This window comes from Limisalsivibrio acetivorans (assembly GCF_000421105.1).
Taxonomy (GTDB): domain Bacteria; phylum Chrysiogenota; class Deferribacteres; order Deferribacterales; family Geovibrionaceae; genus Limisalsivibrio; species Limisalsivibrio acetivorans.
Window position 1 is genome coordinate 225,604 of the sequence record NZ_ATWF01000001.1, and the last position, 17,767, is coordinate 243,370.

Annotated in this window: 20 protein-coding genes; 16 read left to right on the forward strand and 4 right to left on the reverse strand. The window is 50.7% G+C overall.

The features are described 5' to 3' along the window. Nucleotides 1-60 precede the first annotated feature (60 nt). From K300_RS0101060 to K300_RS0101095, 8 genes are read left to right on the forward strand one after another with little or no spacing between them, the layout of a single operon-like run. Nucleotides 61-861: a Bax inhibitor-1/YccA family protein gene (locus tag K300_RS0101060; RefSeq protein ID WP_081646968.1), complete on the forward strand. Its 801-nt coding sequence runs from the start codon at nucleotides 61-63 to the stop codon at nucleotides 859-861. Nucleotides 862-892: 31 nt separating this feature from the next. Then, entirely contained in the window at nucleotides 893-1,621 is a 729-nt protein-coding gene (locus K300_RS0101065; protein ID WP_162139831.1) for a purine nucleoside phosphorylase YfiH/LACC1 family protein, read from the forward strand. Then, nucleotides 1,611-2,300: a YggS family pyridoxal phosphate-dependent enzyme gene (locus K300_RS0101070; RefSeq protein WP_022849809.1), complete on the forward strand. Its 690-nt coding sequence runs from the start codon at nucleotides 1,611-1,613 to the stop codon at nucleotides 2,298-2,300. The genes K300_RS0101065 and K300_RS0101070 overlap by 11 nt, the downstream gene beginning before the upstream one ends. After that, nucleotides 2,300-3,115, forward strand: a complete 816-nt coding sequence (locus tag K300_RS16855) for a YggT family protein (protein ID WP_022849810.1) — start codon at nucleotides 2,300-2,302, stop codon at nucleotides 3,113-3,115. Before K300_RS0101070 ends, K300_RS16855 begins: the two co-directional genes overlap by 1 nt. 4 nt (nucleotides 3,116-3,119) lie before the next feature. Beyond that, nucleotides 3,120-4,121: a potassium channel family protein gene (locus tag K300_RS0101080; RefSeq protein WP_022849811.1), complete on the forward strand. Its 1,002-nt coding sequence runs from the start codon at nucleotides 3,120-3,122 to the stop codon at nucleotides 4,119-4,121. Between the two features lie 7 nt (nucleotides 4,122-4,128). Next, a complete protein-coding gene (locus tag K300_RS0101085; protein WP_026836224.1) occupies nucleotides 4,129-5,103 on the forward strand; it encodes a PIN/TRAM domain-containing protein in 975 nt (324 codons plus the stop codon). Then, on the forward strand, nucleotides 5,100-5,777 hold the full coding sequence (gene ispD / locus K300_RS0101090; protein ID WP_022849813.1) for a 2-C-methyl-D-erythritol 4-phosphate cytidylyltransferase: 678 nt from the start codon (nucleotides 5,100-5,102) through the stop codon (nucleotides 5,775-5,777). Before K300_RS0101085 ends, ispD begins: the two co-directional genes overlap by 4 nt. Before the next feature lie 2 nt (nucleotides 5,778-5,779). Then, nucleotides 5,780-7,390: a C45 family autoproteolytic acyltransferase/hydrolase gene (locus tag K300_RS0101095; RefSeq protein WP_040462996.1), complete on the forward strand. Its 1,611-nt coding sequence runs from the start codon at nucleotides 5,780-5,782 to the stop codon at nucleotides 7,388-7,390. Here the strand turns inward: K300_RS0101095 and K300_RS14120 are convergent. The 4 genes from K300_RS14120 to osmF are packed head-to-tail and all read right to left on the reverse strand — an operon-like array spanning nucleotide 7,387 to nucleotide 11,221. Beyond that, the gene (locus K300_RS14120) at nucleotides 7,387-8,106 is read right to left on the reverse strand and encodes an ABC transporter permease (RefSeq protein ID WP_022849815.1); all 720 of its coding nucleotides are present in this window, start codon (nucleotides 8,104-8,106) and stop codon (nucleotides 7,387-7,389) included. The genes K300_RS0101095 and K300_RS14120 overlap by 4 nt on opposite strands. Beyond that, a complete protein-coding gene (locus K300_RS0101105) occupies nucleotides 8,099-9,178 on the reverse strand; it encodes an ABC transporter ATP-binding protein (RefSeq protein WP_022849816.1) in 1,080 nt (359 codons plus the stop codon). The genes K300_RS14120 and K300_RS0101105 overlap by 8 nt, the downstream gene beginning before the upstream one ends. Beyond that, nucleotides 9,162-10,313, reverse strand: a complete 1,152-nt coding sequence (locus tag K300_RS14125) for an ABC transporter permease (protein WP_022849817.1) — start codon at nucleotides 10,311-10,313, stop codon at nucleotides 9,162-9,164. Before K300_RS14125 ends, K300_RS0101105 begins: the two co-directional genes overlap by 17 nt. After that, the gene (gene osmF / locus K300_RS0101115; RefSeq protein ID WP_022849818.1) at nucleotides 10,313-11,221 is read right to left on the reverse strand and encodes a glycine betaine ABC transporter substrate-binding protein OsmF; all 909 of its coding nucleotides are present in this window, start codon (nucleotides 11,219-11,221) and stop codon (nucleotides 10,313-10,315) included. The genes K300_RS14125 and osmF overlap by 1 nt, the downstream gene beginning before the upstream one ends. A gap of 128 nt (nucleotides 11,222-11,349) precedes the next feature. Here osmF and K300_RS0101120 point away from each other — a divergent pair, with 128 nt between their 5' ends. The 8 genes from K300_RS0101120 to K300_RS0101155 are packed head-to-tail and all read left to right on the forward strand — an operon-like array spanning nucleotide 11,350 to nucleotide 17,761. Further along, a complete protein-coding gene (locus K300_RS0101120) occupies nucleotides 11,350-11,988 on the forward strand; it encodes a site-2 protease family protein (protein ID WP_026836225.1) in 639 nt (212 codons plus the stop codon). A gap of 15 nt (nucleotides 11,989-12,003) precedes the next feature. Further along, nucleotides 12,004-12,984 carry a tryptophan--tRNA ligase gene (gene trpS, locus K300_RS0101125; RefSeq protein ID WP_022849820.1) on the forward strand — a complete coding sequence of 327 codons (981 nt, stop codon included), beginning with the start codon at nucleotides 12,004-12,006 and terminating at the stop codon, nucleotides 12,982-12,984. Further along, nucleotides 12,981-13,703 carry a segregation and condensation protein A gene (locus K300_RS0101130; protein WP_022849821.1) on the forward strand — a complete coding sequence of 241 codons (723 nt, stop codon included), beginning with the start codon at nucleotides 12,981-12,983 and terminating at the stop codon, nucleotides 13,701-13,703. Before trpS ends, K300_RS0101130 begins: the two co-directional genes overlap by 4 nt. Next, the gene (scpB, locus tag K300_RS0101135; protein WP_022849822.1) at nucleotides 13,690-14,214 is read left to right on the forward strand and encodes an SMC-Scp complex subunit ScpB; all 525 of its coding nucleotides are present in this window, start codon (nucleotides 13,690-13,692) and stop codon (nucleotides 14,212-14,214) included. The genes K300_RS0101130 and scpB overlap by 14 nt, the downstream gene beginning before the upstream one ends. Continuing rightward, nucleotides 14,211-14,915 (forward strand): pseudouridine synthase, encoded by a 705-nt coding sequence (locus K300_RS0101140; protein ID WP_022849823.1) that lies wholly within the window; start codon nucleotides 14,211-14,213, stop codon nucleotides 14,913-14,915. The genes scpB and K300_RS0101140 overlap by 4 nt, the downstream gene beginning before the upstream one ends. After that, nucleotides 14,903-15,265, forward strand: coding sequence for a 6-carboxytetrahydropterin synthase QueD (queD, locus tag K300_RS0101145; RefSeq protein WP_022849824.1), 363 nt, complete (start codon nucleotides 14,903-14,905; stop codon nucleotides 15,263-15,265). The genes K300_RS0101140 and queD overlap by 13 nt, the downstream gene beginning before the upstream one ends. Then, nucleotides 15,255-15,953: a 7-carboxy-7-deazaguanine synthase QueE gene (locus K300_RS0101150; protein WP_022849825.1), complete on the forward strand. Its 699-nt coding sequence runs from the start codon at nucleotides 15,255-15,257 to the stop codon at nucleotides 15,951-15,953. The genes queD and K300_RS0101150 overlap by 11 nt, the downstream gene beginning before the upstream one ends. Further along, nucleotides 15,950-17,761 carry a tetratricopeptide repeat protein gene (locus K300_RS0101155; protein WP_022849826.1) on the forward strand — a complete coding sequence of 604 codons (1,812 nt, stop codon included), beginning with the start codon at nucleotides 15,950-15,952 and terminating at the stop codon, nucleotides 17,759-17,761. Before K300_RS0101150 ends, K300_RS0101155 begins: the two co-directional genes overlap by 4 nt. The last annotated feature ends 6 nt before the right edge of the window (nucleotides 17,762-17,767 follow it).

Below are 17,767 nucleotides of genomic sequence, written 5' to 3' on the forward strand. Positions count from 1 at the left end.
GATAAGGTATATTCTCGTATACTGAAAATAAAATAAAACGAGGTGGCAATAAATATGGCAATGGGTAGAACATCGAATCCTATGCTTACCGAAGAGGCCTTCAAGAAGGCCGCAGCAGCAAGGGGAGGAGCCGGAGCACAGCAGGCTTCCGGCGAAGGGGTTAGCACCCCTAGAAGCAGGACCTCAGAAGATAAAATGAGCCTGCAGGGAACAGTAAACAAGTGCTTTATACTTGTGGCAATCGTCCTTATAGCGGGATATTTCCCCTGGACAACCTTCAGTCCTGAGAATGCGGCAGCTGTACAGGGTTATGTAATGATTGGGCTCATCGGCGGCCTGATTACGGCTCTTGTAACCGTGTTCAAGCAGAACATAGCGCATATAACCGCTCCGCTCTATGCGATGTTTGAAGGTTTTCTCCTTGGCGGTGTATCAGCAATATTCGAGGCACAGTACCCCGGCATAGTTATTCAGGCGGCTTTTCTCACCGTGGCTGTTCTGGTGGCGCTTCTGCTTGCATATAGCTCAGGGCTCATCAAGGCTACGGAGAACTTCAAGCTCGGGATATTCGCCGCAACGGGTGGCATCGCAATCCTGTACCTCGTTAACCTTGTTATGGGATTCTTCGGCGGCGGAATGAACTTCATCCACGCCGCAACGCCCATGGGCATCGGTTTCTCTGTGGTGGTAGTTATCATTGCGGCACTGAACCTCGTTCTGGATTTCGATTTCATCGAAACCGGCGTTGAGATGGGCGCACCCAAGCATATGGAATGGTATGCGGCCTTCGGCCTTCTGGTTACCCTTGTATGGCTCTATCTTGAGATTCTCAGACTCCTTGCGAAGCTGAGGGAAAGATAGGCGTATGCTTTCAAGCATCAGGGGGGTTCAGGTGCTTAAACCCGCCGGACTCCCCGAAGATATTCTGAGCCTTACAACAACGAGGCACACCGGATACAGCAAGGGGAGCTATTCCGGTTTTAACACAGCCTTCCATGTGGGTGATGAGCCGGAGGATGTCTATCGTAACCGTGTTCTTCTGCAGGATGCATGGGGGATACCCGAGGCTGTAACCCTTTCCCAGGTTCATGGCAGTACTATCCACGAGGTTACCGGCAGGAACAGACTGGATGTTATGTTCTCAAAGGGTGACGGCCTTATTACATCCGAACGGGACATCCCCCTCGGCATACTCACTGCGGATTGCTATAACCTGCACCTCATCGGCAGGGAGCATATCGCAAACCTTCACTGCGGGTGGAGGAGCGTTGCTGCAGGCATAGTGCAGAAGTGCATAAGTATGTTCGAGGAGCGGGGTGACAGGATCATCAACTCCGTCATAGGGCCGGGTATCTCTGCTGAGAATTACGAGGTTGGCGAAGAGGTGGCATCGGTTTTCCGTGAACAGGGGTTCACTTCCGCCATCATCGATACGGGTAGCGGACTTAATCTCTCCATAAGAAAGGTTATCGAGACAATCCTTAAGGATGCCAACGCATGGGGTGCTGTTCATGTGAACAAGTGCACCTATGTTGCGCCGTATCTCTATTCGTATAGAAGGGATAGAGCAGGAACAGGGAGGCTCCTTTCCGTTGTTATGAGGAGGAACATTGTTTGCTGAGAATGTAAAGTATGTTCGTGAAAGGATCGAGGAAGCCAGGGAAAGGGGGGGCAGAAGTGATGATGTTACCCTTCTTGCTGTGAGCAAAACCTTTCCTGAGAGTATGATAGAGGAAGCCTACACCGCAGGACACAGGGAATTCGGCGAAAACCGGATACAGGAAGCGGTGGCAAAGGCGGATTATTTCAGGGATTATGAAGGGCTTCGGCTCCATTTTATTGGGCATCTGCAAACCAATAAGGTAAGATATCTTAAGGACAATTTTGCTCTTATACATTCGCTGGACAGGCTGTCTCTGCTCAAGGAGATGCAGAAGCATTTCGCGAAAGAGGGGCGTGTTCAGGATGTTCTGGTGCAGGTGAATGTTGCAGAGGATCCTGACAAGTCGGGGGTATCCATCGACGGACTGATCGAGCTTCTCGATAAAACCGCAGCAGCTGAGAACCTCAACCTCTGCGGTCTTACGATGATGCCACCGCTTGTGGATGACCATGAAAAGAACAGGGTTCACTTCGCAAAGACAAGGGAACTCTATGATAAATATAAAGATAGCTACGGCCTCTCTATCCTTAGTATGGGTATGAGCGGTGATTATGAGATAGCAGTGGAGGAGGGCTCCACACTTGTGCGTGTGGGTACGGCTCTCTTCGGAAAACGTGACTACAGCAAGGTGAAATAATGATTGGACTTATAAGTATTCTGATAAAGATCGCAGTTGCGGTTGTACTTTTGTATTCTGTTATGACAAGGCAGGAGCTTCATTTTAACCCCCTCGGCAGGGCGGCCTCATCGGTTCTTGATCCGGTTTTTACGAAGTCGCTTAAGATGACCAAAAAGCAGTCGGACAGGCTTACTCCACTGATAATATTGGGTTTTACAATTCTACAGGGTTTTATATTCCTCGGTGTAACAGGGAGAAGCCTCACCTACACCATGGCGTATTCCTTTGATGATATGCTCAAATTTCTGCTTCTGTTTTACTTTATAGCACTCCTTGTGGGGAGCACTGTGAACCGTTTCGGCGTTTCAGCTTATTCTACATTCTTTTACAGGCTTGCGCTCCCCTGGGTTAAAACAGCCAGAACATTCTTTAAAACCCCCGGTAACCTTATCATAATACCCTCGATGCTTCTTCTTTTTGCCGCATTCCTCGTTCTGGACAGCCTCGTCCAGCTCAGTTTCTATTTCGCCCAGTCCGGCAATGTAATGATAGAGGAATCGGTGAGGGCGGCTGTGTCGGGAGGGCTTGTTTCCCTGGCGCAGATGCTGCAGATCTATGTATGGCTTATCATCTTCCGTGCTCTTATGTCCTGGGTAAGCCCTGATCCGGCTAACCCCGTTGTTCAGTTTATAGGCTCTGTTACAGATCCGATTATGGAGCCTTTCAGGAAGATCATACCCCCCCTCGGGATGATCGACATAAGCCCTATTATCCTCATAATGGTAATCTATTTTCTTCGTGAGATGCTGATGAGGCTGGCGCACCTGGTGTGACACTATGCGGAAGGTAGACTCCACAAGGTTTATATACATAGCAACGTTCCTGATGATCGGGACTATCCTGACAGGAACTGTGGGCTATGCCGTTGTGGAGGGTGCCAGTCCGCTTGATGCTCTTTATATGACGATAATAACCGTAACCACAGTCGGTTACGGTGAGGTAATTCCCCTCTCCAATGAAGGTAAGACCTTTACCATAGTCCTGATTCTGCTGGGTACAGGTACACTGGCCTATACAGCCACCCAGATTATGGACTATATCGTTGCCGGAGAGCTGGGGAAGATTTTTGTGAGGCGCAGAATGAGTATTGAGATTTCTAAGCTTAAGGATCATTATATTGTCTGCGGATACGGCAGAATGGGGAAAACCATCTGCGAATCGCTCTATAAATCAGGTGTGCCCTTCGTTATCATCGATATCGGCGAGGATCGTATAGAGGAGATGACAGAGAACAGATACCTCTATATCCACGGCGATGCCACCAAAGAGGATTCACTCATAGATGCAGGTATAACCGATGCCAAGGGGCTTATCACCGTGGTGGATTCGGATGTTAAGAACGTATATATTGTTCTAACAGCCAAGGGGCTTGCCAAGGAACTCTATGTGGTGGCCAAATCCTCCGATGAGGAGGCGTACTCAAAGCTCTTCTGGGCAGGAGCGGACAGGGTCGTCTCCCCTTACATAATCGGCGGTTTGAGCATCGCAAACAGCGTAACCAAGCCCCACGTCCATGAATTCATGGACTTGGCCCTCGGACACGGCAACTACGGGATTGAGGTTGAGGAGGTCGTGCTGAAAGAGAACTCGGATATGACTAACAAGAAATTATCCGAGTCCAAGATAAGAAACGTTGGTATAATTGTTATAGCAGTAAGAAGAGCTAACGGAGCGTTTATATATAATCCCGGATCGGATACTGTTCTCAAGGCGAAGGATACTCTGATCGCTCTGGGTAGAAAGGAGGACTTTGAAGCCCTTCAAAAAATGATTGGCTGAGGTGATTATGTGGTTATTTCGTTTTCTTTATTCATTATTTATCCTTGGGGTGTTCATAGCCCTGCGTGAGACTATGGGGATCGATATCTATCATTCGATAACCTATTCCATCGTAATTATTTTTTCTATATATTTTATCGAGAGTCTTTTTAACGATTTTAAGAGCTACAAGCTCATCGGAGCCGCTGTAGGCGGTGTTCTTTTCACCGGAATAGCTTATCTGATAACCCTCACCTTCGATACGGTGTTTGCCAACGAAGCGATCAAGCTGGGTTTCTATTTCTTTACGCTATACCTTGGTATAATCCTCGGACTCAAGAGCCACTGGATGTTTGAGGCTCTCACGCTTAAGATGCGCACAAAGCAGACTAAGATTGTCAAATATCCTGCCATGCCTAAGGTGCTTGATACTTCGACACTCATCGATGGCCGTATTGCGGATATCGTTGATGCCTCCTTCATGGAGGGTGGGCTTATAATCCCCACCTTTGTGTTGAAGGAACTGCAGAACATCGCTGATTCCCACGACCACCTGCGCAGACAGAAGGGGAGAAGGGGTCTTAACGTCCTTAAGAGGCTGCAGGAGCAGAGCATCGTTCCGGTGGAGATTACCGAGACCGACTTCACCGACATCGGCACTGTGGATGAAAAGCTCGTTGCTCTGGCGAAGAATCTGAAGGCGTGGATCATCACAACGGACTTCAACCTGCTTAAGGTGGCGGAGATCCAGAATATCCGTGTGCTCAATATGAATACCCTTGCCATGGCGATGCGCCAGAATATCCTTCCCGGTGAGGATTTTACCATAACCGTGGTGAAGGAGGGGAAGGAGCATGGCCAAGGTGTCGGCTATCTGGATGATGGAACAATGGTCGTTGTCGACCACGGCAGAAAGCTTATTGGCGATACCGTTCAGGTTGTTGTTACAAGCCTTCTGCAGACCGAATCGGGCAGGATCATATTCACCAAGGTGAAGAATTGAGCGTAACAGCGGTTATCCCCGCCGCCGGCGTGGGAAAGCGTTTTGGCGGCGAAACGAAGAAGCAGTTCCACCTTTTTAATGGCAAGCCGGCCCTGTGGTATACGCTCACTATGCTAAAGAGGTCATACAGCTTCGACAGGTTTATCATCGGCGGCAGTGAGGATGATTTCGAGACCATAGAGCAAAACGCCGCCGAAGCGGGTATAGACAACCTCTTGGTAGTAAAAGGGGGGGAAGAGCGTTCGGATACTGTTCTGAACTGCGTTATCGAGGCGGATAGCAAGTACGTGCTAGTGCACGACGCCGTTCGCCCCTTTGTGCCCCTGGAGGTTGTGAATAAAACCATAGAGCAGGCTATGCAGACGGGTGCTTGCATATGCGGAGTGCCGCTGAGGGATACCCTTAAGGTGCTTGGCAGGGACGGTATTCAGGGGACGGTGGATCGAAACCGTTTTATGTTGAGCCACACCCCCCAGGTCTTTGAGCAGGGTATGCTCATAGCCGCACTGATGGACGCAAAGCGGAGCAGAACACCCGTTACCGATGAGGCCCAGGCCGTTGAGATGGCGGGACGGAAGGTACAGTGGGTGGAGTCTGTCCCTGAGAACATAAAGATAACCTATTCCTCTGATGTAGATTATGTGAACTTTTTAGTGGAGAAGTATTTCAGCTAAGAATGAAAGTTATTCATGCACAAGGTACGCCGAAAGAGATGGCGGAGGATCTTTTCTCCTCCATCGAGCATAGAGAAACCTTAGATTATTTTGTGGACTTCCCCCGCCGTGTTCTGGGGGGTATTGTTGGCACAGGCGTTATAGGCCGTATCGGTGTCTTTACTCTCAGGAAGTTTTCAGGCCTTATCGGCAACCGGTTCAATAGCTTCGACAAGGAGCTCTGGAGGGAGTATGCCGATCTCCTTGGGATTTCCCCTTCGGATGCTGTACGAAGCCTCGCTTATCCCGACACGATGCTTTATATGGTGGGTAAAGGAACCTCCATGATGAAAAGCATACCCCAGGTATACCTGGGTTGCACCAGCTTCACAGCAAAGGAGAAAGGCTCCAGAAAAGGAACTCTGCTCCATGGACGCAACCTTGACTTCTTCGGCGGAAAATCGTGGACGAGGGACCACGCCATCATTGTCTCAAGGCCCAAAGAGAGATACGCAAGCATAACAATCACAGCAGATGGTCTGTATCTTCCGGGACTCACATCCATAAACGAGGCGGGGATAGCCGTTTCCCTCCATGTTCTTTTCAGCCGTGAGGTATCCCTTAAGGGTGAGCCTGTTCTAAGCCTTGTTTCGGAGGTTCTGGGCAAGGCTTCCTCCATAGAGGAGGCAGCGGAGGTTCTTAAGAGCAGAAAGACCTCCTGCGGATGGGGGATTATGCTATCCGATGCTAAGACCAGTGAAACGGCTCTGTTTGAGATGAATGGAAAAGGTAGTATTTTTAAGGATGTTACTGCGGACAGCTTCGGCTATGTGAACATGTGCCGGACGAATATGCGTGAGGATGAGTTTGTCCCAACCTACGCCTGGGTCCAGAACAACTACTACCGAAAGACAAGGCTTGAGGAGCTCCTCAAAAAATGCCGCCGTAAGCTTGATGCACCAAACTCCTTCACTATCATTGGCGATGATTACGATGCCGGCCAGAAGAGACGCTCCGTTGCGGGGAGCACCATATCAAACGCCTTCACCATATCATCCGCCGTATTCGATTACGGTTCGGACAGCTTATGCGTGGGTAATGGCACAACACCGGCCCCCCACGGAGAGATATACGAATACAGCCTTACAGACCTTTTCAGCGGCGGCACAGAGCCCGTCAAAATCCATAAGCCGAAGTTCGAACAGAGTGATGCATCCAAAAAGTATGTTGAGCTTGGGTATGAGTACACCGAGACGAGGGACTGCTCAAGGATCGCAGAGCGTATGCGGGATCTTGCGGATAATTACGGTGGTGAGTTCGCATTTCCGCTTTTCACATCGGTATGCCTCGCCACTATGGAGGAGTACGACAAAGCTCTGGATTATATTGACAAAGCTCTTGAGTTCAAGGTGGACAACTACCGTGAAGGTACTATGAAGCTCCTCAAGGGTATGTATCTCGACAGAAAGGGGGATAGATTCGCTGCTCTTAAGATATACGAGGATATTCTGGCGAACCATCGTTACCCATGCACAACCAGCCGTACTGTCCATTATCTAAAAACGAAGTGCCCGCAGAAGGATATAGATAAGATCGAACTGAACTGGTTCATCAGCTTCGTGGTTATGCTCTAGAACCTCTCCTCGAAGGTGAGCATCAGCCGGTCGAGGATGATCGCCAGGAGGGATACGCAGACACTCCCCTGTATCACAAAGGCGAAGTTGTCGCTGATTAATCCCGATACGATCGGTGCCCCGAGCCCGCCGGCGCCAATGGTGGCTCCTATGGCTGCCGTTCCCGTGTTTATTATTACCGATGTTCGAACACCCGCCATGATAACCCCCGCAGATATGGGAAGCTCCACCATGAAAAGCCTCTGCATACCGTTCATACCCATCCCCTTCGCCGCATCAAGGTGTGCGGGTTCTATGGCGTTTATCCCGGCAATAGTGTTGCGGACGATGGGAAAAAGGCCGTAGATGAACAGTGCGATAAGGGTCGGTTTCGCTCCGAAGCCCACAAAGGGAACGGCTACGGCCAGCACCGCAACTGGGGGGAATGTCTGACCGAGAGAAACGAGGGTGTTTACCATGGGGAGGTAATCTCTGCCGAAGGGTCTAGTCACGAATATTCCCGCCGATACGCCAGCAACAACGGAAAGGGCACTCGATATCCCGACGAGGTATATATGCTGCCACAACAGCTTGATAAGCGGTGTGCGGTTGTATATGATCGTCTCGCTCTCCTGCTCCACAGCACGAAAGAATCCCCTTAGAATCTCGGGAAACGAGGCGAATGCTATAAGTGCCGCTGCAAAAAGGGTTATGGCGATTATTCTGTTTCTATGCATCGAATATAACATCCCCCAGATGAAGCTCACCCACAACCCTGTCACCCTCCACAACGGGGAGGGTCTTTACGCCGTGCCACATCATCTTTGAGAGCGCCTCTTTAAGGTCGTCTTCGGGCGATACGGCAAACTCACTCTCTGGTGCGGATGTCATAAGCTCTTCGGCGGTGTAGCCGTTTTTCTCGTCTGGCATCCGCATCCAGCCGAGGAGCCTGTCCTCACTGTCTGTTACCCATAGGTATGTTCCTTCAGGGTATTTTTCCGCCAGCTCGCTCACACGATCCGACCGTTCGATATCTCTGGGTGCCTTGGAAAACTCAGAAACCTTCTTCCTTGTGAGACGCTTAAGGGCTCGATCCGTTCCGATGAACTCCTTAACGAAGCGGTTTGCCGGGTTGGTGAGTATATCCTCCGGAGTGTCGAACTGAACGAGATTTCCATCCTTCATGATCGCAACCTTTGTGGCAAGGCGAATAGCTTCGTCGATGTCGTGGGTGACGAAGACGATGGTCTTTTTCAGCTCCTCCTGTATCTTGGTGAGCCTGCGCTGGAGATGTTCCCTTGTTATGGGGTCGAGGGCTCCGAAGGGCTCGTCCATAAGGAGTATCTCGGGATCCGCGGCAAGGGCTCTTGCAACGCCCACCCTCTGCGCCTCCCCTCCGGAGAGCTGGGAGGGGTACTTATCAAGGTACTCGGAGGGCTCAAGCCCGACAAGGCCCATTAGATATTCCGCCCGTTCATCTATCTCGTTCTTCGCTGTTTTCAGCAGTTTGGGTACAACGGCTACGTTGTCACGCACAGACATGTGGGGGAACAGTCCCACACTCTGGATTACGTAGCCTATGTTACGGCGGAGGAGTACGGGGTTTTTATGGCGTATATCCTCGCCGTTCAGCTCGATGGTTCCGCCGCTGGGTTCAATTATACGGTTTATCATCCGCAGTGTGGTGGATTTTCCACATCCCGAGGGGCCTATGAGTACACAGAAATCCCCCTTCTCTATATTAAGGCTAAGGCTGTTCACAGCCCTTGTTTCCCCGAAGTCCTTGAACACCTCACTCAGTTTTATCAACTCTCAACCTCCCTGCGGCACTTCCTAGGAACTGCATAATCAGATCCGCCGCAACAGCAATGGCGATGGTGGGGATACAGCCTAGCAGGATAAGATCCACTGCGGACTGCCCAAGCCCCTGAAATATGAATATGCCGAGCCCCCCTGCGCCGATGAGTGCGGCAACTGCTGTGTTGCCGATACACTGCACAAGGGCCACCCTCGCCCCGTTTATCACCAAGGGGAGGGTCAGGGGCATCTCTATCTTTATGAGTATCTGTTTCTGGGTCATCCCCATACCTCTGGCCGCCTCACGTACACCGCTTTCCAGTGACACCAGCCCCGCATATACATTCCGCACAACGGGGAGCAGGGCGTAAAGCACCAGAGCTATGGAGGCGGGGGCCCACCCTATGCCGGATATGCCGAGTTTTCCCAGTTCGGGGAAACGGTTTCCGATAAACGCCATGGGAACGATGAGAAGTCCGAACATGGCGAGGCTGGGGATCGTTTGGATTATACTGAGCACATCGAATATCCGTTCGCCCGCTTTTTTGTACCGGAAGGCGGCTATACCGGCGGGGATTCCTATGATAACCGCTGTGAGCACGGAGCCCCCTGCGAGGTATATGTGGTTCACCACCTCGCTGTAGAAGCGGCTCTTTCGACCGGCAAACTCGATCATGATGGATAGATCATCCGCATAGCCTGTGTACAACGGTATTATGACGGCCGCCAGTGGGAAGAGAGCGGGTGCTATGCGGGCGACTTTGCTTTCTGCAGATGTGTATATGCTCAGCAACAGGATGTATATCCCCAGTGCGGTGAACCAGAACCCGCCGGAGAGGGATACCCTTGCTATGCTGTTTGCACCTCTTACCGCTGAAGCGTAGTCGCCGGACTGTTTTATGAGAATGAAAAGAACGGTGGAGGCTATGATTGCTGAGATTATTCTAAGGGATCTCTTCGCAGGTATAAGAATCAGAAGGGAGAGAATCAGTAGAGACGGAACAGTCAGCATCCCCGCTGTGTTTACAATCTCAGTCCAGCCGACATCCTCGCCGGCCATGAGCCTGTTCGGCTTCTCGTTGAGAAAACCCGAAAAGAACAGCCCCGCCAGGGATATGAGAACCCCCGGCAGGCCTATTTTCATCATTACTTAATGAATCCTTTACTCTTAAGGTACTCTTCGGCCACCTGCTTGGAGCCTCTACCTTCCAGTGCGATGCTTGCGTTCAGCCTCTGGAGGGTTTCGCCGTTGAGCGATTTAAATACCGGTGCGAGGTAGTCCTCCACCTCGGGGTATTTCTTGTAGAACTCCTCGGTGGCAACGGGTGCAGGCTCGTAGACGGGCTGAACACCCTTCGTGTCCTTGAGAACCACAAGGCCGAGTGCAGCGAGTGCACCGTCGGTTCCGTATGCCATGGCAAGGTTAACGCCGTTTATCCTCTGGGCGGCGGCCTGTTCGGTCTGGGCGGTGTTTCCGCCTGAGAGTAACAGAAGCTCATCGCCGGAGAATTCGAATCCGTACACCTTCTGGAAGGCCTTGAGGGTGTCCGGTCTGCTGGCGAACTCCTCTGATGCGGCAAGCTTTACCTCGCCGCCATTGTTCATATATCTGGCAAGATCCTCCAGAGATTCAAGGTTGTGCTCCTCTGCAAGGTCCTTGCGGGACGCTATCGCCCATGTGTTGTTTGCGGGAGCGGGGGTCATCCAGACCAGACCGTTTTTCTCATGATCAGCTTTTTTGACTGCCTTGTATCCTTCATCCGCATTCTTAAAGACGTTCTTATTGATATGGTCGAAGAAGAATCCGCCGTTGCCCGTATATTCGGGGTAGATATCTATCTGGCCTGTCTTGATAGCCTTACGTATGATATTTGTTGGACCGAGTTCGGTTTTGTCAACGGTTTCAAAACCGTGCTCCTCAAGAACGAGGATAATCATGTTGCCGAGAAGCGCACCCTCGGTATCTATCTTGGAGCCCACAACCGCCTTCGGTTCGGCAAAAGCTGTCAGGGGGAGAGCCGCTACAAGCAGCAATAAAAGTAACTTCCTCATCATTAATACCTCCTCACTGTTATGCCGAAGTATAACAGACAGCTATCCCATGTCAAACACGCTTGGGATCTGTTTTTATACCAGATGCATATAAATTGACTAAAACCCGCTTTCCTGCTATTTTCTCCCTCATGGATTTTAACCTTACCGAATACCTGCGGTTCATGGCTTTGGCCATTGTGCCCTTCTTCTTCGCAATTACAGTGCACGAGCTTTCTCATGGTTTTGTGGCTTATCGTCTGGGTGACGATACAGCAAAGAACGCCGGAAGGCTAACCCTTAACCCCTTTGCCCATATAGATATATTCGGGCTCCTATTTCTGCTGATTACAAGGCTTTTCGGCTGGGCGAAGCCCGTTCCGGTGAATTTCGGCAATCTGAGAAACAAAAAATACGGCATGGCGATTGTGGCATTTGCCGGGCCTGCTTCTAATCTCATCATAGCTGTTATCTCCGCTATACTACTTCGTCTTATCGAGTTTATCCCCGTTCAGGAGGGTTCCACGGCGTTTCAGGTGATCTATCCTCTGTATATAATGATCCGGCTTTCGGTGCAGATAAACGTGGCGCTGGCCATATTCAACATGATACCGATCCTGCCGCTGGACGGCGGAAGGATCCTGTTCAACTTTCTCCCCATGGACAAGGCAATGGCCTTTGCAAAGACGGAGCAGTACGGCTTCTTTATAATACTTGCACTATTTCTCACAAACGTATTCGACAGAACGGTTCTGCCGGTAATAAGATTTTGCTATCAACTACTTCTATAAAAGAGGATATATATAATGAAAAGAGTTCTCAGCGGAATGCGCCCCACAGGAAGGCTTCATATCGGACACTACTTCGGAGCCCTCAAAAACTGGGTCAAGCTCCAGGACGAGCATGAATGCTTCTACTTTGTGGCGGACTGGCACGCATTAACCACCAACTACGAAAACCCCGAGGATATCATCGAGCTCAGGAGGGAACTCCTTCTCGATTGGCTTTCTGTGGGGCTTTCACCCGATAAATGCACCATGTTTGTGCAGTCGAAGAATATCTACCACGCAGAGCTTAACCTCCTGCTTTCTATGATTACCCCCGTGGGCTGGCTGGAGCGGTGCCCCACCTATAAGGAGCTTAAACAGGAGGTGTCGGACAAGGACCTTTCAAACCTGGGCTTTCTTGGCTATCCCGTTCTGCAGACGGCGGATATCGTTATGTACTCTGCTGACTTCGTTCCTGTGGGCGTGGACCAGATGCCCCACCTTGAGATCTCCCGTGAGGTTGTGCGCCGCTTCCATCACCTTTACAGCACAGATGTTTTCGTTGAGCCGAAGGGGCTTCTCACCGAAACCCCCAAGATCCCCGGTCTGGATGGGCGCAAGATGTCCAAAAGCTACGGCAACGCCATAACCTTATCCGAGGATCTTAAAGAGGTTGAAACGAAGCTCAAGCGGATGAAAACCGATACGAACCGCATGAGAAAGACCGATCCCGGCAATCCGGAGATATGCCCCGTATTCGATTATCACAAAGTCTTTTCCACCGAGGAGGAGAGGGGGTATATTACAGAAGGGTGTACCACCGCCGGAATCGGCTGTATGGAATGTAAAAAAATACTTATAAAGCACGTCATGGAGCTTCTGGAGCCTATTCAGGATAGGAGGAAGCACTACGAGGCGGAGATCAGCAACGCCGATGAGTTCCTCGCCGAATCCCAGAAGAGGGCGAACGATGAAGCCGCCGCCATGATGGAGCGTGTGAGGAGTGCCATCCGTATATGAGCCAGCTGCTGGATGTCTCCCTCGACAATTTCGAGGGCCCGCTTGATCTTCTGATTCATCTTATCTACAAGAATGAACTGGATATCTACGACATCCCCATTGCGTTCATAACAGAGAGTTTTATCACCGTGATCAACGAGATGGAGAAACTGGACATCGAGGTTGCGGCAGAGTTTATCAACATGGCCTCCTACCTTATCTACCTCAAATCAAGGATGCTTCTCCCCAGAGACAGCTTCTTCGATGAGGATATGGATCCGGAGGAGGAGAAATACCTTTTTACCCAGCGTCTTGTGGAATACAGCTTCTATAAGGACGTGTCGGATCTTATCCGTGAGAAGGAACAGGAGGCGGGAAAAAGCCTCATGCGAAGCGACAGCATATATATCCCCAAGGAGGCCCAGGAACCGGAGGACCCCTTCCGCCTTGCCTGTGCATTCTTTGAGGTTCTCAATAAAGAGACTGAACCAAATATGGTTGTGGAGCGCAGTCTTATCAGCTTTGAAGATACCGTGGAGAAGATCCGCACCCTCGTTTTTAGCAAATACCGCTTCTTCTGGACGGATATTCTGGAGAACTGCCATAGCAGGCAGGAGGTTGCCGTATCACTTCTGGCCGTTCTGGAGCTTGTTAAGATGCGCGTTGCCGTGGCTATTCAGCAGGAGAACTTCGGGGATATCCTCATAGAGAAGGGGGTTGAAGAAGATGGAGAGGGATAAGGAGAAGAAGCTTTTCTATTCGGCATTGTTCCTTTCGGGTGAGCCTCTGGATAAGAGGTTTTTCCGGAGTATGCTGGAGCCTGTGAACCTTGAAAACAGGCTTCTTGAGTATGCCGAGGAGTTCAACGAGCTGGATACCGGCCTGCGCATACGCATGGTTTCGGGTGGCTTCCAGATGGTTACCGAGAGCAGTCTGGTGGAGGAGCTCCGACCCCACTTCGGTGAAAAGACCGAGACATTCAGCAGGGCATCCCTCGAAACCCTCTCAATAATCGCATATAAACAGCCGGTAACAAGGATAGAGGTAGACGAGATACGGGGGGTTAACTCCTCCGGTACGGTTCGCTATCTGCTGGACAGGAATATGATAAAGGTAATAGGACGAAAAGAGGTCCCCGGAAGACCCCTTTTATATAGCACAACAAAGCAGTTCCTCGAATATTTCGGGATGAACGATCTATCCGAACTCCCCACCTTCAGGGAGTGGCAGGAGCTCAAGCAGGTTAAATGATAAGGATTAATAAATATATTGCCTCCAGACACGGATGTTCCAGGCGTGAGGCGGACAGGCTCATCGCCGCTGGAAAGGTTCGTGTTAATGGGGAAGTTACCGAAGAGATGGGTCTGCAGGTGGACCCCGATAAGGACGATGTCGAGGTTGAGGGCTATAAAGAGGTCACAAAGGACAAGATGTACTTCGCCTTCTACAAGCCCGAAGGTGTTTTAACAGCTTACGGAGAAGGGCAGGGGGGGAAGAAGACCCTCGATAACTGGCCCCGACTTGCAAGATACAAGCTCCCCTATTCGGGAAGGCTTGATTACGACAGCGAAGGGCTTATCATACTCACAAACGACGGCGATCTTATCCTGCGCCTCCAGAGGGCGGAGTTCAAGGTGGAGAAGGAGTACCATGTAACCACTACGAAGGAGCTCCCAAAGGGGGCCGAAGAGGAGATGCGCCGGGGTTTAAAGACCGAAGAGGCGGAGTACCGCCCCTGCCGTGCCAAACGAACCGGGGAGAGGAGATACAGGGTAGTTCTCACAGAGGGTAAGAAACGTCAGGTGAGGATGATGTTCCGCCATTTCGGCGTCAGGGTTATCAGCCTTAAGCGGGTCCGTATCGGTCCGGTGGATCTTGAGGGGCTTGAGCCCGGTAAATGGCGGGAGCTTAAGGACTACGAGACAGAGGAGCTTATAAGATGTACAGAGTAAGGGTTATAAAAAGTTTTTCAGCCGCCCACAACCTTCGTGAATATGAGGGTGACTGCGAGAATCTCCATGGGCATAACTGGCGTGTGGAGGCGTATCTTGCGGGTGAGGAGCTTGACAATATAGGTATGCTGGTGGATTTCAAGGTGCTCAAGAAGCGTCTTAAGGATGTTCTGGATGAGCTGGACCACCAGTACATAAACGATCTCGATTATTTTAAGAGTGTTAACCCCACGAGCGAGAACATGTGCAGATACATATACATGAAGCTGAAGGAGACCTTCGGAGGTATGGTGGAGCGTGTGGTCGTGTGGGAGAGCGATAACTCAGCGGCGGAATACTTTGAGCAGTAAGGGCTATATAAAAGAGGTATTTGCCTCCATACAGGGTGAGGGACTCTTCAGCGGAGCGAGGCAGATATTCATACGTTTTGCCGGCTGTTCTGCGGGTTGCTCCTATTGCGATACGGACTATGAGGCCGGGGAAACCTTCGACTTCGGCGGTCTTGAGGTGGAGAACCCGATCTCTGCCTCCGAGCTTGCGGAGCTCGTTCAGGACCGCTGGGAGATGGGGGAGTTTCACTCCGTTGCCTTCACAGGGGGAGAACCCCTAGAGCAGAAGGAATTCCTCTTTGAGACAGCCTCGATCCTCAGAGAAAACGCACTCCTTATGCTGGAGACCTCCGGTTTTAATCATGAACTTATCCCCGAATCGGCAGAACTCTTTGATATGCTCAGTATAGATGTTAAAATATGTGAAGAGGGGTGGGACGAGCGTTTACCCGCTCTCCTTGATATACTCAACGAGATACCCGGCGAGTTGTATTACCTTAAACTCATAGCAGATATAAACAATACTGATGAGGACTTCGAGTTTGCCGCCGGACTTCTAAGCGGGGTGTTCTGCACTGGAATGTTCCTGCAGAGTGTGGATAACTCTCTGGATTTCAAGACAATTGATAAAATACAGGCTATAATGTATAAAAAGGGAGCGGCTCTCCTTTACAGGCCGCAAATTCATAAATTAGCCGGGTTTAGATGATGAAACTTTTCAGCAAAAAGGAACAGACCTTTCAGGACGCAATGGACCTGTACAACAAGAAGAAGTACAAGCAGGCAGCCGAGATCTGCGAGAATCTTCTTAAGGTTCACAAGGAGAACTTTGAGATTCTGAACCTCCTGGGCGACACCTACCACAAGCTTGGTGATAAGAAGAAGGCTCTGGAAACCTTTAACAAACTGCTGAAAAAATTCGAAGGGGAGAGCTTTGTGGACAGAGCTCTCGCTCTGACAAAGAAGATTATAAGGCTTTACCCCGAAGAGGTTGAGTACAGGGAGAAGCTTGCTGAGATATACGGCCGCAAGAAACTCGTTCGTGAGATGATGGACCTGCTCGAGGATATCGCCACTAATTACGAGTCAGAGGGCAAGCCCACCGAGGCCTCCCGTGTTCTCCGCCGTATGCTTGAGATCGACATGAAGAACCCTGCCGATGTTGCTGAGCTCCTCCGCAGGATCGAACGTGCCGGCTCCAAAGAGGATATAACAACAGCCATCGAGAAGGCGCTTGCTCTGAAGAAGCTCACCGGCGACTACCCCGTTGTATTCGTGGACAAGGCCCTTGAATACGGTGTGGACAGAACCTTCTACATAGACCGCATAGATGACTATATCCTCTGCGCACCGGACAGGTTCAGCCATGTTGCAGACATCTCCGCAGAGAAGCTTGAGGAGAAGTTCGACAAAGAGTTCTATGAGCTCATATGCGAAAAAGTGGACAGCGAACAGCTCGTCCCCTTCCTTGTTCGCCTTAAGCAGAAGTATAAGAGTGCAGACATCTACGGCAGACTTCTGGATATCGCACGGGAGAATCAGGATATGGATATGGTGGCGAACCTCACTGCAGAGGTGGCGGCACTTCCTGAGGATGATATCGAGTATGACCTTGCTAAAGCCGTGGTGGAACGTACTTCCGACATAGAGAATCATGAAATACTGGAAAAGGTATATGAAATAGTCGTAAAAGCCCATGCCTACGACATAAAGGATCAGGTAATGGATATCCTCCGTGAGGCCTATGAGAAGGCTGGTGAAACGGAGAAGGCGCAGAAGATCGCAGATGAGATATATGGTGCGGCCAGTTCCGGTCCTGAGCCTCTGGATACTGCACCTGCGGCGGGTGTTATTTCCGACTTCGACGATGATGAAGGTATGGATGACCCCGAAACAAGAGAGATGCTCGAATCTACCTTGTCCAGCTACAGCGGTGGCTCCGAACAGCCCGAAGGGTTGACTCTGGACAATTTCGGCGATGATTCTTCCGATGAAAACGTTGAGGTGGGAACGGTTGAGCTGGACAGCTTCGGTAGTGACGATGACGGCGATGCCAACGTTGCGGAGGAAGAGCTGGAGCTCGACTCCTTCGGCGCCGGCGATGATGAGCCGGAGGTTGAGGAAGAGGTTCTGGATCTTGACTCCTTTCAGGAAGAAGAGAAAAAGCCCGAACCTAAGCCTGAGCCCCCTAAGGACAAAGTGCTTGAAATACCCGAGGATGAAGAGTTTGACCTAGGTATGCTCTCTGCCGATGACGAACCGGAGGAGGATGATATATTCGGCTCCTCTGACAAGGGTGAGGAATCCTCATCCATAGATGACATGTTCGGAGATCTTGAACCCTCTGAGCCCGAGCCTGAAGAGGAGAAAGAAGAGGAAAACTCCCCCTCCACCATTGACGATCTCGACTTCGATAACTATACCGGAGATGAAGAGGAGGTAAAGCCTGAGAAAAACACAGGTTCGGCGGATCTCCTCTCGGATCTGGATTTTGGCGAGGACAGCGATAAAAAGTAACAGCCG

What these genes read in the sequence shown, in the direction of transcription:
- osmF (WP_022849818.1), bottom strand. Translation starts at nt 11,221, where the DNA reads ATGATGAGGAAGTTACTTTTATTGCTGCTTGTAGCGGCTCTCCCCCTG.
- queD (WP_022849824.1), top strand. Translation starts at nt 14,903, where the DNA reads ATGTACAGAGTAAGGGTTATAAAAAGTTTTTCAGCCGCCCACAACCTT.
- trpS (WP_022849820.1), top strand. Translation starts at nt 12,004, where the DNA reads ATGAAAAGAGTTCTCAGCGGAATGCGCCCCACAGGAAGGCTTCATATC.
- K300_RS0101085 (WP_026836224.1), top strand. Translation starts at nt 4,129, where the DNA reads ATGTGGTTATTTCGTTTTCTTTATTCATTATTTATCCTTGGGGTGTTC.
- K300_RS0101095 (WP_040462996.1), top strand. Translation starts at nt 5,780, where the DNA reads ATGAAAGTTATTCATGCACAAGGTACGCCGAAAGAGATGGCGGAGGAT.
- K300_RS0101080 (WP_022849811.1), top strand. Translation starts at nt 3,120, where the DNA reads ATGCGGAAGGTAGACTCCACAAGGTTTATATACATAGCAACGTTCCTG.
- K300_RS0101140 (WP_022849823.1), top strand. Translation starts at nt 14,211, where the DNA reads ATGATAAGGATTAATAAATATATTGCCTCCAGACACGGATGTTCCAGG.
- K300_RS14120 (WP_022849815.1), bottom strand. Translation starts at nt 8,106, where the DNA reads ATGCATAGAAACAGAATAATCGCCATAACCCTTTTTGCAGCGGCACTT.
- K300_RS0101120 (WP_026836225.1), top strand. Translation starts at nt 11,350, where the DNA reads ATGGATTTTAACCTTACCGAATACCTGCGGTTCATGGCTTTGGCCATT.
- K300_RS0101155 (WP_022849826.1), top strand. Translation starts at nt 15,950, where the DNA reads ATGATGAAACTTTTCAGCAAAAAGGAACAGACCTTTCAGGACGCAATG.
- K300_RS0101130 (WP_022849821.1), top strand. Translation starts at nt 12,981, where the DNA reads ATGAGCCAGCTGCTGGATGTCTCCCTCGACAATTTCGAGGGCCCGCTT.
- scpB (WP_022849822.1), top strand. Translation starts at nt 13,690, where the DNA reads ATGGAGAGGGATAAGGAGAAGAAGCTTTTCTATTCGGCATTGTTCCTT.
- K300_RS14125 (WP_022849817.1), bottom strand. Translation starts at nt 10,313, where the DNA reads ATGATGAAAATAGGCCTGCCGGGGGTTCTCATATCCCTGGCGGGGCTG.
- K300_RS16855 (WP_022849810.1), top strand. Translation starts at nt 2,300, where the DNA reads ATGATTGGACTTATAAGTATTCTGATAAAGATCGCAGTTGCGGTTGTA.
- K300_RS0101060 (WP_081646968.1), top strand. Translation starts at nt 61, where the DNA reads ATGGGTAGAACATCGAATCCTATGCTTACCGAAGAGGCCTTCAAGAAG.